General features: G+C 65.7%; 16 protein-coding genes. 4 read left to right on the top strand and 12 right to left on the bottom strand.

What is annotated here, in order from left to right; genetic code table 11:
* Positions 1-116: 116 nt before the first annotated feature.
* Both LAQ58_RS07560 and gfo6 read left to right on the top strand, forming a co-directional pair.
* A complete protein-coding gene (locus tag LAQ58_RS07560; RefSeq protein ID WP_224449988.1) occupies positions 117-722 on the top strand; it encodes a hypothetical protein in 606 nt (201 codons plus the stop codon).
* Positions 723-855: 133 nt separating this feature from the next.
* Positions 856-1,947, top strand: a complete 1,092-nt coding sequence (gfo6, locus tag LAQ58_RS07555) for a D-xylose 1-dehydrogenase Gfo6 (RefSeq protein WP_224449987.1) — start codon at positions 856-858, stop codon at positions 1,945-1,947.
* Between the two features lie 268 nt (positions 1,948-2,215).
* Here gfo6 and LAQ58_RS07550 read toward each other — a convergent pair whose 3' ends face one another.
* The 4 genes from LAQ58_RS07550 to LAQ58_RS07535 form a co-directional block, all read right to left on the bottom strand.
* Positions 2,216-3,022, bottom strand: coding sequence for a nitrilase-related carbon-nitrogen hydrolase (locus LAQ58_RS07550; RefSeq protein WP_224449986.1), 807 nt, complete (start codon positions 3,020-3,022; stop codon positions 2,216-2,218).
* A gap of 3 nt (positions 3,023-3,025) precedes the next feature.
* On the bottom strand, positions 3,026-3,463 hold the full coding sequence (locus LAQ58_RS07545; protein ID WP_224449985.1) for an SRPBCC family protein: 438 nt from the start codon (positions 3,461-3,463) through the stop codon (positions 3,026-3,028).
* A gap of 37 nt (positions 3,464-3,500) precedes the next feature.
* Positions 3,501-3,725 (bottom strand): DUF7123 family protein, encoded by a 225-nt coding sequence (locus LAQ58_RS07540; protein WP_058581661.1) that lies wholly within the window; start codon positions 3,723-3,725, stop codon positions 3,501-3,503.
* 62 nt (positions 3,726-3,787) lie between these two features.
* Positions 3,788-3,973, bottom strand: coding sequence for a DUF7525 family protein (locus LAQ58_RS07535; protein ID WP_224449984.1), 186 nt, complete (start codon positions 3,971-3,973; stop codon positions 3,788-3,790).
* A gap of 121 nt (positions 3,974-4,094) precedes the next feature.
* Here LAQ58_RS07535 and LAQ58_RS07530 point away from each other — a divergent pair, with 121 nt between their 5' ends.
* Together LAQ58_RS07530 and LAQ58_RS07525 are read left to right on the top strand one after the other, a co-directional pair.
* Positions 4,095-5,270, top strand: a complete 1,176-nt coding sequence (locus LAQ58_RS07530; protein WP_224449983.1) for an LEA/WHy family protein — start codon at positions 4,095-4,097, stop codon at positions 5,268-5,270.
* 212 nt (positions 5,271-5,482) lie between these two features.
* Complete coding sequence (locus LAQ58_RS07525) at positions 5,483-5,884, top strand: DUF7528 family protein (RefSeq protein ID WP_224450139.1); 402 nt, start codon at positions 5,483-5,485, stop codon at positions 5,882-5,884.
* Positions 5,885-5,983: 99 nt separating this feature from the next.
* On the opposite strand, the gene LAQ58_RS07520 is transcribed toward LAQ58_RS07525, so the two are convergent.
* From LAQ58_RS07520 to LAQ58_RS07485, 8 genes are all read right to left on the bottom strand, one after another.
* Entirely contained in the window at positions 5,984-7,015 is a 1,032-nt protein-coding gene (locus LAQ58_RS07520) for a phosphate signaling complex PhoU family protein (RefSeq protein WP_224449982.1), read from the bottom strand.
* A 214-nt stretch (positions 7,016-7,229) separates the two neighbouring features.
* Positions 7,230-8,294, bottom strand: coding sequence for an ATP-NAD kinase family protein (locus tag LAQ58_RS07515; RefSeq protein WP_224449981.1), 1,065 nt, complete (start codon positions 8,292-8,294; stop codon positions 7,230-7,232).
* A gap of 265 nt (positions 8,295-8,559) precedes the next feature.
* Positions 8,560-8,847 carry a HalOD1 output domain-containing protein gene (locus LAQ58_RS07510; RefSeq protein WP_224449980.1) on the bottom strand — a complete coding sequence of 96 codons (288 nt, stop codon included), beginning with the start codon at positions 8,845-8,847 and terminating at the stop codon, positions 8,560-8,562.
* Between the two features lie 283 nt (positions 8,848-9,130).
* A complete protein-coding gene (locus LAQ58_RS07505; RefSeq protein WP_224449979.1) occupies positions 9,131-9,823 on the bottom strand; it encodes a competence/damage-inducible protein A in 693 nt (230 codons plus the stop codon).
* Positions 9,824-9,941: 118 nt separating this feature from the next.
* Entirely contained in the window at positions 9,942-10,739 is a 798-nt protein-coding gene (locus LAQ58_RS07500; protein WP_224449978.1) for a DUF5803 family protein, read from the bottom strand.
* Positions 10,736-11,410 carry a DUF2110 family protein gene (locus LAQ58_RS07495; RefSeq protein ID WP_224449977.1) on the bottom strand — a complete coding sequence of 225 codons (675 nt, stop codon included), beginning with the start codon at positions 11,408-11,410 and terminating at the stop codon, positions 10,736-10,738. Before LAQ58_RS07495 ends, LAQ58_RS07500 begins: the two co-directional genes overlap by 4 nt.
* Positions 11,410-11,934, bottom strand: a complete 525-nt coding sequence (locus tag LAQ58_RS07490; RefSeq protein WP_224449976.1) for a transcription factor — start codon at positions 11,932-11,934, stop codon at positions 11,410-11,412. Before LAQ58_RS07490 ends, LAQ58_RS07495 begins: the two co-directional genes overlap by 1 nt.
* A gap of 276 nt (positions 11,935-12,210) precedes the next feature.
* The gene (locus tag LAQ58_RS07485; RefSeq protein ID WP_224449975.1) at positions 12,211-12,747 is read right to left on the bottom strand and encodes a tRNA (cytidine(56)-2'-O)-methyltransferase; all 537 of its coding nucleotides are present in this window, start codon (positions 12,745-12,747) and stop codon (positions 12,211-12,213) included.
* Positions 12,748-12,751: the final 4 nt, after the last annotated feature.

Here is a 12,751-nt window from a genome sequence, read left to right as displayed (position 1 = left end):
GAGAGTCGGTCGCGGATTTATGGTCCCGCCGGCCGAACGTCCGGCTAGCCCCTACCGAGTGACTCGGTTGATACACCGTGGCCAGTACCACCATCTCAGACAGGGAGAACCGTCGTTTGAACCGAACGTCGCGGCGCCTCGCGGGCGTCGCCGCGTTCCTCGGGACGCTCCTCGTCACTGCGAGCCTGCTCCGGCGGGCGCTCAGCGACGTGACCGCCGGCGGCGACGTGGTGTTCGACGTACAGAACACGGTCTTCGTCGTCGACCAGGGGTTACTCGTCGCGGGTATCCTGCTGCTTCTCGTCGCGCTCGTCGGGTTCGTACTGTATCACGAAGAGGCGAAGGGCGCTTACTGGTGGCTCGGCGTGCTCGGCACCGGAAGCGGGATGGCGCTCAGTCTCGTCAGCGCCGGCGTGCAGGTTGTTTTCGACATGCTCGGAATGGCGACGCTCACACAGTACGCCGCCTACGGCTTTCTCGCCGGGAACGTCGCGTTCATCGGCGCGTCGCTGCCGCTCGGCGTCGCGCTTCTGTTGAGCGGGTGGGCGAAGGCGCCCGAACTCCGCGTCGCGGGTCTCGCGTTCGCCGGAACCGGTCCGTCGATATCGCAGGGGGCCATCTTCTACGGTCTCAACGGTCTCTTCGGCGGACTGCTGTTCGTCGGCGCGTACGCGACGGCGTGGCTGCTGGTGGCGTACAACCTGCTCCGCGCCGACAGCTGAACGCCTCTGGCGGGTGCGTTCCGCGACCGATTCGACGACCGACTTCCGAGCCGACGTCGGGGACTGACGACAGTCGGTCGGCGCGAACCGACCGTCGAAGTATCACTTTTGTGTTGGCCGCCGTACGCGACGTATGCACGTCCACGACTACTTCGACGACCTGACGCGGCGCGACTGGGACACCGGGACAGACGGACCTGACGGAACCGTCCGATTCGCCGTCGTCGGCGTCGGTGGATTCGCCCGTAAGGCGGCGCTCCCCGCCATCGCCGACGGCGACTACGCCGAGGCGACGGTGCTCGTCACCGGGTCGCCCGGAGACGTCGAGGACATCACCGAGGAACACGGTATCGAGCGCGTTCTCACATACGAGGAGTACCACGACGGCGCGGCGACGGACGCATACGACGCCGTCTACGTCGTCACGCCGAACGCGCTCCACCCCGAAGCCATCGAGACCGCGGCGGGGCAGGGGAAAGCGGTTCTCTCCGAAAAGCCGTTAGCGGCGACTGTCGAGGGAGCAAAGCGCGCCGTCGCCGCGTGCGAGGACGCGAACGTGCCGCTGATGACCGCCTACCGGATGCAGTTCGACCCGGTCGTGCGCCGACTCCGCGAGCTTGTTGGTGAGGGCGGCGTGGGCGACCCGCTCCAACTGCACGGCGGGTTCGCCTTCGAAGTGCTGGGCGGGAGTCGAGGACCGGACCAGTGGCGGCTCGACGCCGACCTCGCGGGCGGGGGCGCGCTGATGGACGTGGGCGTCTACCCGCTGAACACGGCGCGCTACCTCGTCGACGCCGACCCGGTGGCGGTCACCGCGACGACGCGCGGCGAGGGCGTCTTCGCCGACGTGGACGAACAGATCGCGTTCCAACTGGAGTTTCCCGACGGCGTCACCGCCTCCTTCACCGCCGGGTTCTCCGGCTACCGGGAGAGCCACCTCTCGATTCGGGGGACCGAGGGCAGGGTCGAACTCTCCGACTCCGCGTTCGGCACCGAAGACGCGCGCCGAGTGAGCGTCTACCGCGACGACGTTCGCGCGGTGGTCGACGGCCCGGAGACGAGCGAGATTCGCGAGGAGTTCGATTACTTCGCGCACGCGGTGCTCACGGGAGGGGAAATCGCTCCGGACGGCGAGGAGGGACTGCGGGACGTGCAGGTGACGGCCGCGGCGTACGAGGCCGCCGAGAGCGGCGAACGCGTCGAGATACGGTACTCGCGGGAGTAAATTCGAAGCGACGTACTCGCGAGTCGGCGCTCGGGGGCGAAGAGAACGGTTGGCGAAGGCGAGGTGGGAGCGCTCCCCACCGGGCGAGGGGGAGCGATGCGACGATGGCCGCAGTGGACCCCTCACTGCAGCGTGGTGCGGCGGTTGATTTGTGCCGAGTCATCGACGAGAAAAGCGTCGATATCGTCGGCGAATTCGGCTAAGGTGTGCGTCTCAATAAAGGCATCGACACGGTGAACGTATCGTGGTATCGTGGACCGTGGTAGTGTTACCGCCGGTCGGCGAGTGCGGGAAACTCCTCGCGGACCCGCGTCACCTCGTCGGGGTCGAGGTCAGCAGTGACGTGCGCCGGATCGTCGCCCGTGCCGGCTAGCGGATTCCCCCACGGGTCGTAGACGGCCGAGCGGCCGAGCAGCGTCGCCGACTCGAAAGTCCCGACGCCGTTTATCGCGCCGAGATACCAGAGGTTCTCGATGGCTCGCGCCCTCGTCAGCGTCTGCCAGTGCTCCACGCGGGGGTAGGGCCACGCGCTCGGTACCAGAAGTAGCGTGACGCCCGAGTCGACGAGTCTGCGAGTCAGTTCGGGAAAGCGGAGGTCGTAACAGGTGCAGGTGCCGACGGTGAAGCCGTCGAACTCGACCGGTTCGAGTTGCTCTCCCGCCGTGAGCAGGCGGGATTCGGCGGACTCGTAGCCGAACAGGTGGTGTTTCCGGTACGTCGTCTGGAGCGCGCCGTCGCGGTCGAAGAACGTCGTCGTGTTCGCCAGTCCGGTGTCGTCCGGGACATCGTAGCCCGCGTCGGCGCTCGCTCCGAGGTCCTCGACGTGGCTACCGGCCAACAGTCCCACGTCGTTGTCGGCGGCGATGTCGCGGAGGCGGCCGAACGTCGGCCCGTCGAGTCCTTCGGCCACTCGCGCGTACGACTCGAACGCGAAGTAGCCGACGGCGAACAGTTCGGGGAGCGCGACGAGGTCCGCACCGTCCGCCGCCGCGGCTTCGACGGCGGATTCGGCGTCGTCGAGCGCCGTGTCCACGCTTCCGGCGTCCTGCTCCAGTTGGGCGAGGGTGAGGCGCATCGGTCAGCGCTCCACCTCGGCCATCTCGCGACGAAGCGCGCGCTCTAAGTTGTCCAGTTCGCGATCGAGGTTCCGTTTGAAGAAGCGCTCGACGCCCGGCAGACTGCCGTCGACGACGAACTCGTTGACGAGGCGACAGCCGTCTTCGGTCTCTTTGATGGTGTGTTCGCCGGTGACGCGGAGCGCGTGCGAGCGGCCGACGAACTTCACGTACCGCGGCGGGTCGCGCGCGACGTCCTCCGTTTCGACGGGGACCGTCGACCTAATGACGGGGATGGGGAGCGCGACGCGCCACGTCGCCTTCCGGTCGTCGGTCGGGTCGACCTCGTACTCCTCAACGACGCTTATCGCGCCCGCTCGTTTCTCTGGGTCGGCGATGAACGCCCACACGTCTTCAGGGGGCCGATCGAACTCGAAGGTCCGCGTAACCCGGACAGTCATGTGTGTATCTCTGGAGGAGAGGGCAAAAATCCGTGGATTAGCTGCGCGTGACACGCCACGTCGTCGAGCGCGCTCGGCCCCACTTTTCGATTTCGACGTCTTCGGACTTCTCGGCGAGCCGCGGCAGTCGTGACCCGACCTGCTTCGCCGAGAGACCGATGGCTTCGGCGATGTTCTTCGCCCGGAAGTACCGCTCACCGCGAGTGACGCTCTCCCGGAGGTACGCGATAATCCGCTGTTCCTCGTCGGTGTACTCGGTCATTTACGCCCTAGCTTAGGGTCTGACGATATTAACGGTTACTTGGTCGGTCGAGCGACTCGCGATCAGTCTGCGTACACCTGCACGGCGACGACGGCCAGCGACGCGGCGACCATCGCGCCGGCGAAGCCCCACGCTTTCGTCAACTGTCCGGGTCCGCCGAGCATCACCGCCGCACTGACGAGTGTGAGCACGGAAAACACCATCGCGATACCGATGCCCATGTCGGTCTGAGACGTCTGCGTTACCATATCACCCGGTTCGGCGGTGCGTACTTAATTTATTCGACAGCGGGTGCGTCAGTTCGTGAGACCGCCGACCGGATCGCTCGTAGTCACACAGCATAAGAGGTTTCGCTGAGTTGGCGCGCTCATGGATCTGAGCGGGCTTCGGGCGCTAGCGCTAGGGAGTCGCCTCCGCGTCGCGGCGACGGCGATAGTGGCACTCGCCGTCGTCGTTGTCGGGGCCGTCGCGCTCGGTGTCGTCGGGACGCCGAGCGTCGTCGACATCGACAACCGGTTCGCGGGCGTCAACAACGAGACGACGACCATCGAGACGAACATGACGGTGAACAATCCGAACCCGATCGGCGTCCACATCGCCGACCTCACCGTCGACTACCAGGTGTCGATGAACGACGTTCGGATGGCCGGCGGGAGTCGCGAGGGCATCCGAGTCGACCGCGGCAACACGACGCTCGATTTCCGGACGCAGATGCGAAACGAGAAGATCCCCGCGTGGTGGGCGAGTCACATCGAGAACGACGAACGGACCACCCTTCGCATCGACGCGGACGCCCACTGGTCGACGGTCAACCGAACGTTCGACGCGCCGACCGTCGAACGCGAGATAGAGACCGATCTCATCTCCTCGTTCAACTCCTCGGAGACGCGGCCGGTCGACGCAAACCAGCCGGTCGTCTCGGACCCCGTCGCCTACATCAACCAGACGAACGCGACGTGGGGCAACGTGAACGAGTCGCAGACGCCGCTCGACCTCACGTTCGTCACGTATAATCCGAAATCGTACCCCGTCGCCGTAACGGAGGTCGGCTACACGATCACGATGAACGACGTGCAGGTCGGCGAAGGATCGACCGACCGTGAGTATGTCATGCAACCGAAGCGGACGCAGGCCATCGAGACCAGAGCGTTCATCGACAACAGTCGACTCGACGAGTGGTGGGTAACCCACCTCCAGCGAAACGAGGTCACCGAACTGCGAATCGACTTTTACGCGGTCATCCGGGTGACCAGCGGGACGACCGTCAGGGTGCCGCTGGACGCGATTACCTACACCGAGACCATCGAGACCGACATGTTCGACAACAAGCCGGACGGCGAGAGCGCGACCGACTCCTCGGCCACCGACGACTCGACCGGCGGCGGGAACTCGACCCGGACCGCCGACGGGACGGCGACGGCTACGACGACAGCCGGCGCGGACACTGCGGCCCCGAGCGGCACGTCCACTGCGACGGAGACGCCCGGCGGAAACGAAACGACGGACGGCGGCGGATTGTTGTCGGAAACCGGACTGTTCTCGTAGCCGGATACCGGACTGTTCTCGCAGACCGAACTCCGCCCGCGGCCAAACCTGCGCACGTCGACAACGTTTTTACCCCGTCCGTTCATGAATCGGGTACATGCAACGGAGTACCCAGTCTCCTGGTCGAGTTCTTCTCCCGCGATGAGAACGCCGTATCCGTGACGAGCGACGACGAATCGATTTTGCTGCGCATCGGCGACCGCACGTGCGAACTGTCGAGAGCCGACGCCGCGAAACTGCAAGACACCATCGGGAACGCGCTGACCGAGAAGCGCGAGTTCTTCCGCACTGCGGGCGAGTACCGCGACGACGGCAGTTACGTCGTCTCGCGTCGCGGCGCGGACTCCGCGGGCAACGCGAAAGTGTTCGAGAGCTTCGAGGCGCTGCGCCGGCTGTACGACCGCCTGCCCCGCGAGTTCACCGCTGAGGACGTGGGCAGGACCGGTATCACCGGGTCGCGCCGCCACATGCTGATTCGGCACTTCGGCGAACATCCGGCGTTCGACTGTCGAATCGTCCACAGAAATCCGCTGACCGCCGAGCAGACCGAGACCGACGCCGCAGACGCCCCTGTCGACGACGCACCGACAGAGATGGACGCGACGGCCGACTGAGCGGACGAGACGCCGACTGAGCAGACCAGACGCCGTCTTTCGAGTCAGAACAAAAAACCGAGAGGACCGAATAGAGTTCGCACCGCTGAGCGTCGCCGCTCAGGAGATGGTGACGTGGTCGGACTTCTCGTTGAGCGAGAGATTCGCCGCTATTTCGGCGTTTCGCATCGCGTACTGCGCCGTCTGCTGGAGGCTGACGAGCACTTCGCGGATGCGCAGCAGTTCCTCGTTCGAGACCTCCGGAATCTCCGAGAGGATGTCCTGTTCGCGGTCGGTGAGTTCGCGGAACTGCTCTCTGACCTCGATGGTGAGGTCGTAGTCGCGATCGACGACCGACTGGACAGCCTTCGCCGTGATGTCGTCTATCTGGTCCGTGAACTCGCGGATGCGCCGCATCGTCGCCGAGTCGACGTCGATGGTGTGGCCCTCCGTGTTCAGGACGATTTCGGCGATGTCCTCAGCGTTGTCGGCGGTGAGTTCGAGGTTCTTCGCAACCGAGCGGTAGCCGATGAGCGGGAAGCCGGATTCGAGGCCGACGGCGCGACAGAGGTTCGGGTTCTGGTAGGCCGTGAAGATGAGGCGAAGCAGGAGGACGAAAATCTTGTTCGCCTGTCGCTCGCGATTGAGCGCCCGCTCTGCGAGGTCGGGATTGCCGTGCGCCAGCGCTTTAACCGCTTCGCCGCGCATCGTGCTGCCGGTGTTTTCGAGGCGTTCGAGCAGGTTGTCGAGGGTGAAGTCCTCTGGGTCGACCGAACACCGGATGGCGATGCGCTCGGGCGTCTCCTCGATGACCCCGAGACCCATCAACTGCGTCTCGGCTTTGTAGACGGCGTTGATGTGCTCGCTACTGAGCGCGCCCTCCGACTTCTCGACGTGAATCACGCGCCGCCCGAGCACGTACTGGGCGACGATGGCGCGTTCGAGACCGTCCGCGTCGAGGTTGTCGGCGTGGATAACCGCCTCCGAATCCTCCGTCGACGCTGATTCGGGGAGGACGGTGAGCGTCCCTTTACCGCCCATCCGAATCGACACCTCGTCGCCTTTGTTCACGCCGTGTTCTTTCGCCCACTCCGCCGGGAGCGTCATCGCCAGCGTCGAGGGGCCGAGTCGCTGGACTTTCCGCGTCTCCATGGCACTCAGTATCCCTTCTATGACCTTAATCTTCACTATAGGGGGATAATACATCATAAATCGGGAGAATTCATCGCTAGGTCACTACGGATGCACGGCTCCGCGGATACGGAGCGAGGTGGTCGAAACGGGGAGACGGGGCGAGAGAGACGAAGACGGAACGTGATTAAGAGTAACAAAGGGTGAGACGAGGAGGCGGAAACGGCGACGACGTTCAGACCACCTTCATCATCCGGCGCTCGAACCGGCCGACGCGGACTTTCGTCCACCCGCGCAGTTGTTCGTCGAGTTCGGGGTTGTCGGTGTCGACGCGGAGGACGGAGATATCGTCGAGTTTCGAGCGGGAGGCAACGATTTCGACCGAACACCGCCCGATGACCGCGGGCGATAGCTGCGGGTTGCCGCGGCCGAAGACGAACCCCTGTCCGCCGATGGGCGAGACGACGATGACGTTCTCCTCGCAAAGTGCGTCGAGAATCTCCGACTCGCTGCCGTCGCGGACGATTACCTCACCATCTCGCCACACGTCGACGCCGATGGCCGACCCCTCGAACCCCAGGGCTCCCTTCACCGCGCCGACGGTGGAACCGGGACCGAGCACGTAGGTGACGCTCGATTCCACGTCGGCGGCGACGCCCTCGGCGAGCGCCTCGACGGTGCCGCCGCCCAACTGCTTCGAGGATTGGAGGTCGTCGGCGACTGGGACCGTGGCGACGGCTCGGAGTTCGGGGTGTACTTTGCCCTCGCGGTAGTCGTCCTCGTCGATGTCCATAACCTCGCGGCGCTCGGTGCGCTCGAAGGAGGCGACGATACCGGCGGCGTCCTCCGGCGAGACGGCGAACACCGACGAGTACACCTTCACGCCCGCGGGGACGCCGAGCATCGGCGTTCGACTCTCCAACTCCGCGAGCGCCTCGGCGACGTCGGCAGCGGTGCCGTCGCCGCCGACGAAGAGGACGAGGTCGACGCCGGCGGCGACGAACGCCTCAACGGCGCGCCGAGTATCGTCGGCTGTCGTTTCTGGCCCCTCCGGCGCACCGACGACTTCGGGGTCGAACCCGGCGTCGCGGGCGGCATCTTCGCCCATCTCGCCGCCGTAGACGACGAGTTCCGCGTCGTGGATCCGATCGGCCAGTTCGGTCAGTGCGCGCCTCGCTCGGGCGGGCGCGCGCGCCTCAGCCCCCCGGGCGCGCGCTTCGGCGACCTTTCCGTCCGTCCCTTTCAGTCCGACTCGTCCGCCCATCCCAGCGATAGGGTTGACGACGACGCCGATTCGCATAGCCGAACACTGCGGCGGCGGCGGCAAAAGCCCGCCGACTCGGCGGCCGTCGGGAGCGCCGCGGGCGCGTGGGGGACGCGACTCTCCGGAGACTTCTGGTCGAAACGATCTCCAGTTAGCGCTATCGCCGATCGAAAGCTCCCCGGTGGAAACTGTACGGGGCAGTGTCGCGACGAGGAACCGAGTGCAGCGGCGATATCGGCGGAGGATGGGGTATGTGCGGAGTGTGCGGAGTATCCCGAGTATGCGGTGTGTGCGTGCGATTTCAGCGGGTCGATTCGGACGTCTGGTCGAAGACGACCACGGTACCGTCGCTGGTGATCAGCACTTCGTAGCCGGAGAGTCCGAACGCGACCGACGCCGCCGACTGTCTGACGAACAGCGCGTCGAGCGCGTCGGGGTCGACGAACCGATACAGTTGCTGCATCTCGCAGGGGTCGACGCCCTGGGCCTCCGCGACGGCCACCGCAGCGGCGGTGCTCGGCGGCGTCGACTCGTCCCACGACGCGACGTTCACCGCACCCTCCGGTAGTGGCGTCGCTCGGTCAACCATAGACGTAGCTCATTAGAGGAGTGCAATTCAACTTTTGCATGTCGTCGTGCGCCATCGTTCGTATCGTCCGGTGCGCCGAGCTGTGGCCTCGGGGCGATACTGACTGATGCGAACCGTCAACAGTTAAACGACCTGCCTGATAACGCGCACCCATGTACGTACTCGCGTCGGGTCAGTCGCTCCCGGCCGCCGAAACCGGTGGCGTCGTTCTCCTGTTGAGCCTGCTCATCACTGTCGGCTGGTTGCTCTACCTCTACCGCTGAGCCGACCTGGGAGGTGCGACTTACGGACCGACGACGTCGGCGCACCCGCGGAGCCACTCGGCCGCCTCCTTCGCCGTCTCCGGGTCGGCGGCACTGATTTTCACGCGGACGCCGTCACCCGGATGGCTGCCGACGGCGACGCCGAAGCGCCGCTGGAGTTCCAGTAGCCTGTCGGCGAGCGCGCTCTCGGGCTCGTCGACGAGAACGCGCTCGACATGCGTCTCGGTTCCCGAAAACTCGTCTTCGACGCGCTCGAACATCGCTTTCATCTCGGCGGGCACCCCGGGGAGAACGTACACCGACTCGACGACGGCCCCCGGAGCGACGCCCTCGTCGTTCGGGAGGAAACGCGCTCCGGGGGGGAGTTCGACTGTTCGCGAGTCGCCGTCGTCGGCGGCGTAGCCGCCGCGTTCGGCCAGCCACGCCGACGCCTCTGCGTGCGGTTTCAACGGTTTACCGACCGCCGCCGCGACGCCCTCCATCGTAACGTCGTCGTGCGTCGGTCCGAGTCCGCCGGTGACGACCACCGCGTCGTACGCCGCCAGCGACTCGTTGACGACCTGCGCGATGTCGGCGAGTCGGTCGGGGACCGTCGTCACGCGTTCGACCGTCGTGCCTCGCGCGGCGAGCCGTTCGCCGAGCCACGCCGCGTTCGTGTTCACCGTGTCGCCGACGAGCAGTTCGTCGCCGACGCTGACGATTGCGGTTCGCATCGACCGAACAAGGGGCGGCGCGACGAAAAGCGCCGCGTTCCCCCGACCGGGTTACCGCGACTGTCGCTCCGTCGCTCCATCGTTCCGTCACTCCGTCGCCTATCGCGCTATCGACGACTCACCGCATTCCCGGCGGCGGGCCGCGGTCGGAGTCGTCCGAGACGTCGACGTCGAGACCGAGTTCTTGGCGCTGCCGTCGGAGTTTCTCTATCTGGCGACGGTAGTAGAGACCGCCGACGAGCGCGACGATTGCCGAAATGCCGACGATACCGCCGAAGATGTACAGGTCGCGCTGGAGGTAGTACTGCACCGAGATTACGTCGCGCTCCACGTCGTCCCAGTAGAGGTGGACGCGGCCGTCAATCTCGCTCCGCCGGTCGGTGTTTGGCGTCGTGCCGCTCAGGATGGGGACGTCGAGACGGCGGTCCTCCGGGAGGACAATCTCGTACGACCCTTTCACGAACGTCGGGAGCGAGAACTGTTTCGGCGAGCTCTGTCCGGTGAACGCCAGCTGTCCGGCTTCGTCGCTCGGCGCGTCCGCCGGCGGCGTGACGACGACGGCGTCCCTGCGTTCCTCGATGGTGCCGCCGCGCGCGACGAGCGTCGTCCCGTTGATGACGCTTCCGTTCGGGTAGCGATACCGGACCGCTTCGACGTACAGGGGGTTCTCGCTGCCGAGGCCGTCGTTCCGGTACAGACGTAGCTCCTCGCCCTCGAAGCGGTAGACCGCCTGGTACGTCGCCTGCTCGGAGATGTTGATGTGCACGTCGGCGTCAGCGTTCCACTCGTACTCGCCGGAGACGTTCCCGTCAAGGCGGCCCTCGGGAATCTCGTTGTCGCCGAAGAAGCCGAGACAGCCCGATGTGGCCAGAAGCAAGACGACGGCGACGGACGCGAGGACGAGTCGACGGTTCATGGGATGACGCAGCGGAGCTCCGACGGGAGGTACGACCCGATACTGGCCAGAAGCCCCGGCGGGTCGGTACCCTCCGCGCAGATGATGCTCTGTTCGAGGAGGCCGAGTCGCTCGACGGTGATGATGTCGTTGGCGTGCCCAGCGCGGTTCACCGTCGCGCGGACCTCGCCGCGGGTGGCGCTGTTGACGTTGACGCGCCCCGCGCCACGTCGCCAGTCGTACAACTGGTCGCGCGTCTCGTCGGCAATGCGCGACGGATCGTCGTCGCCGCCGTAGACGAAAGTGAGGCGCTGGTGCTGGACGAGTCCGAACCGTTCGCGTATCTGGGCGGGGCTCCCTCGTCCGAGACCGATCTCGTCGGTCGGGATGCGAATCTCCTCGCCCGCGTCGAGGACGAAGCCGTCATCGTCCCACGATTCGAGCGTTCCGATGTACGTTTCACCCGCGTCGAGATGCGTCGGGATTTCGCCCCACTCCTCACGGAGCGCGTTGCGGGCGACCGTCTCGTCGTCGCCCTCGACGGTGACCGCGACGAACTCGTCGTGGCGGACGCCGACGGTGAACTCCATGTCAAGCGAGCCGATTTCGTTTTCGACGAGCGACCGGAGGCTGTCGAGCGTTCGCTCGCGGGCGTCGCCCTCGACGTAACATTTGGTTGCGAGAACGACCATCAGCTAGTCACGTCGACGTTCAACTCCTCGCGGAGTTCGTCGACTCGTCGGTCCATCGATTCGACGAGGCGGTTGTTCTCCATCGATTCGAGGGGCGACCCGCACTCGGGGCACTCGAACCCGAAATCCATCGCCTCGCCGAACTCGAAGCGAATCGAGCAGACCTCACAGAGGTAGAACTCGTGGGTTCGTTCGTACTCTTGGCGCTCTTCGAGCGCGTCGAGCAGGCGGTACATCTCCTCTTCGAGGTTCTCGGGGATGTTGTCGTACTCGAACGTCCAGAGGTAGGTGAGCCATCCGGAGTCCTCGTCGCGGACGCGGCGGTACGTCGCGAGGTCGTTCTCGTAGAGGATGAACAGCGCCCGGCGAACGTCGTTGAGTTCGAGACCAAGTTCCTCCGCGAGTTCCTCATCGGTGACCTCGCCGTCCGGCGGCGCGGCGGCGACGGGCATCCCCGTCGGCCCGACCAACTCGTGGAGGTACTTCTGAATGACAGGGTTTCCCAGCAGGTCCTCAAAAGCCATTATTCTACCAGTTTATCCCAGAATCGTTTAAAAGCACCGGATAGCGGCGTCGAGCGGGACTGTCAGGTCCGCCGCCGCCGGAGCGCGACGGACGTAGCTTTTTGTACGGAAACAGGACGATTCGACGTCGTGAGCTAACCGCCGTCCGCGGTCGGTCGAGGCGGGTGTACAGTGCGCCGCCGCGGATACCTCGAAAGCGCCGTCTGTTCGCCATTCGGTCCGCTCGGAGCGGCCGTCAGGTCGTTTCGGGGGCCGCTCTTGACGGCCGCAACACGCTCACTCCACTTCCTCGACGCGCTTGCCCGTCTCCATCGGCACGACCTCCCTGTCGGCGTCCTCCCACTTCCGGTCGAGTTCTCGGCCCTCGAACAGTCGGTCGAGGAACACCGCCAGCGCTGCCACCTCCGAGTGCGGTTGGCTCGTCACCCCGACGTTGTAGTCGGCGTAGTCGTACACCTCGAACGGCACCTTCTCCGCGCCGACGATGACAAGAAGCGGCCCCTCGCCGTGCGCCGCTTTCACGTCTTCTTCCACGTCCTGGACGCGCTCGCCGTACATCGTCAGGTGGACGACCGTCCCCTCCCAGTCGCGGATGATATCGCGGTAGGAGTCGACGACCTCGACCTCGAACGGACCGCCGAAGCGACTCGTGATGTCGGTCACCGTCGCTTCGGACTGGTTCGCGTCGCCGACGAGGAGCGCGCGGTCCGCGCCGAGCGCCCGCGCCGTCAACCCGATGTGCGTCGTCATCCGGTCGTCCCGGCCCGGTCGGTGGCCGAGACGCAGGACGACGACCTCGGATTCGCCTTGCATGCTC

Origin of the sequence: Haloprofundus salilacus, from assembly GCF_020150815.1 — an archaeon.
Lineage (GTDB): Archaea > Halobacteriota > Halobacteria > Halobacteriales > Haloferacaceae > Haloprofundus > Haloprofundus salilacus.
This window is presented reverse-complemented; position numbering and strand designations above follow the sequence as displayed.

Bases quoted from the DNA above. Each gene is read 5' to 3' on its own strand.
- gfo6 (WP_224449987.1), top strand. From the start codon at position 856: ATGCACGTCCACGACTACTTCGACGACCTGACGCGGCGCGACTGGGAC.
- LAQ58_RS07550 (WP_224449986.1), bottom strand. From the start codon at position 3,022: ATGCGCCTCACCCTCGCCCAACTGGAGCAGGACGCCGGAAGCGTGGAC.
- LAQ58_RS07545 (WP_224449985.1), bottom strand. From the start codon at position 3,463: ATGACTGTCCGGGTTACGCGGACCTTCGAGTTCGATCGGCCCCCTGAA.
- LAQ58_RS07540 (WP_058581661.1), bottom strand. From the start codon at position 3,725: ATGACCGAGTACACCGACGAGGAACAGCGGATTATCGCGTACCTCCGG.
- LAQ58_RS07535 (WP_224449984.1), bottom strand. From the start codon at position 3,973: ATGGTAACGCAGACGTCTCAGACCGACATGGGCATCGGTATCGCGATG.
- LAQ58_RS07530 (WP_224449983.1), top strand. From the start codon at position 4,095: ATGGATCTGAGCGGGCTTCGGGCGCTAGCGCTAGGGAGTCGCCTCCGC.
- LAQ58_RS07520 (WP_224449982.1), bottom strand. From the start codon at position 7,015: ATGGAGACGCGGAAAGTCCAGCGACTCGGCCCCTCGACGCTGGCGATG.
- LAQ58_RS07515 (WP_224449981.1), bottom strand. From the start codon at position 8,294: ATGCGAATCGGCGTCGTCGTCAACCCTATCGCTGGGATGGGCGGACGA.
- LAQ58_RS07510 (WP_224449980.1), bottom strand. From the start codon at position 8,847: ATGGTTGACCGAGCGACGCCACTACCGGAGGGTGCGGTGAACGTCGCG.
- LAQ58_RS07505 (WP_224449979.1), bottom strand. From the start codon at position 9,823: ATGCGAACCGCAATCGTCAGCGTCGGCGACGAACTGCTCGTCGGCGAC.
- LAQ58_RS07500 (WP_224449978.1), bottom strand. From the start codon at position 10,739: ATGAACCGTCGACTCGTCCTCGCGTCCGTCGCCGTCGTCTTGCTTCTG.
- LAQ58_RS07495 (WP_224449977.1), bottom strand. From the start codon at position 11,410: ATGGTCGTTCTCGCAACCAAATGTTACGTCGAGGGCGACGCCCGCGAG.
- LAQ58_RS07490 (WP_224449976.1), bottom strand. From the start codon at position 11,934: ATGGCTTTTGAGGACCTGCTGGGAAACCCTGTCATTCAGAAGTACCTC.
- LAQ58_RS07485 (WP_224449975.1), bottom strand. From the start codon at position 12,747: ATGCAAGGCGAATCCGAGGTCGTCGTCCTGCGTCTCGGCCACCGACCG.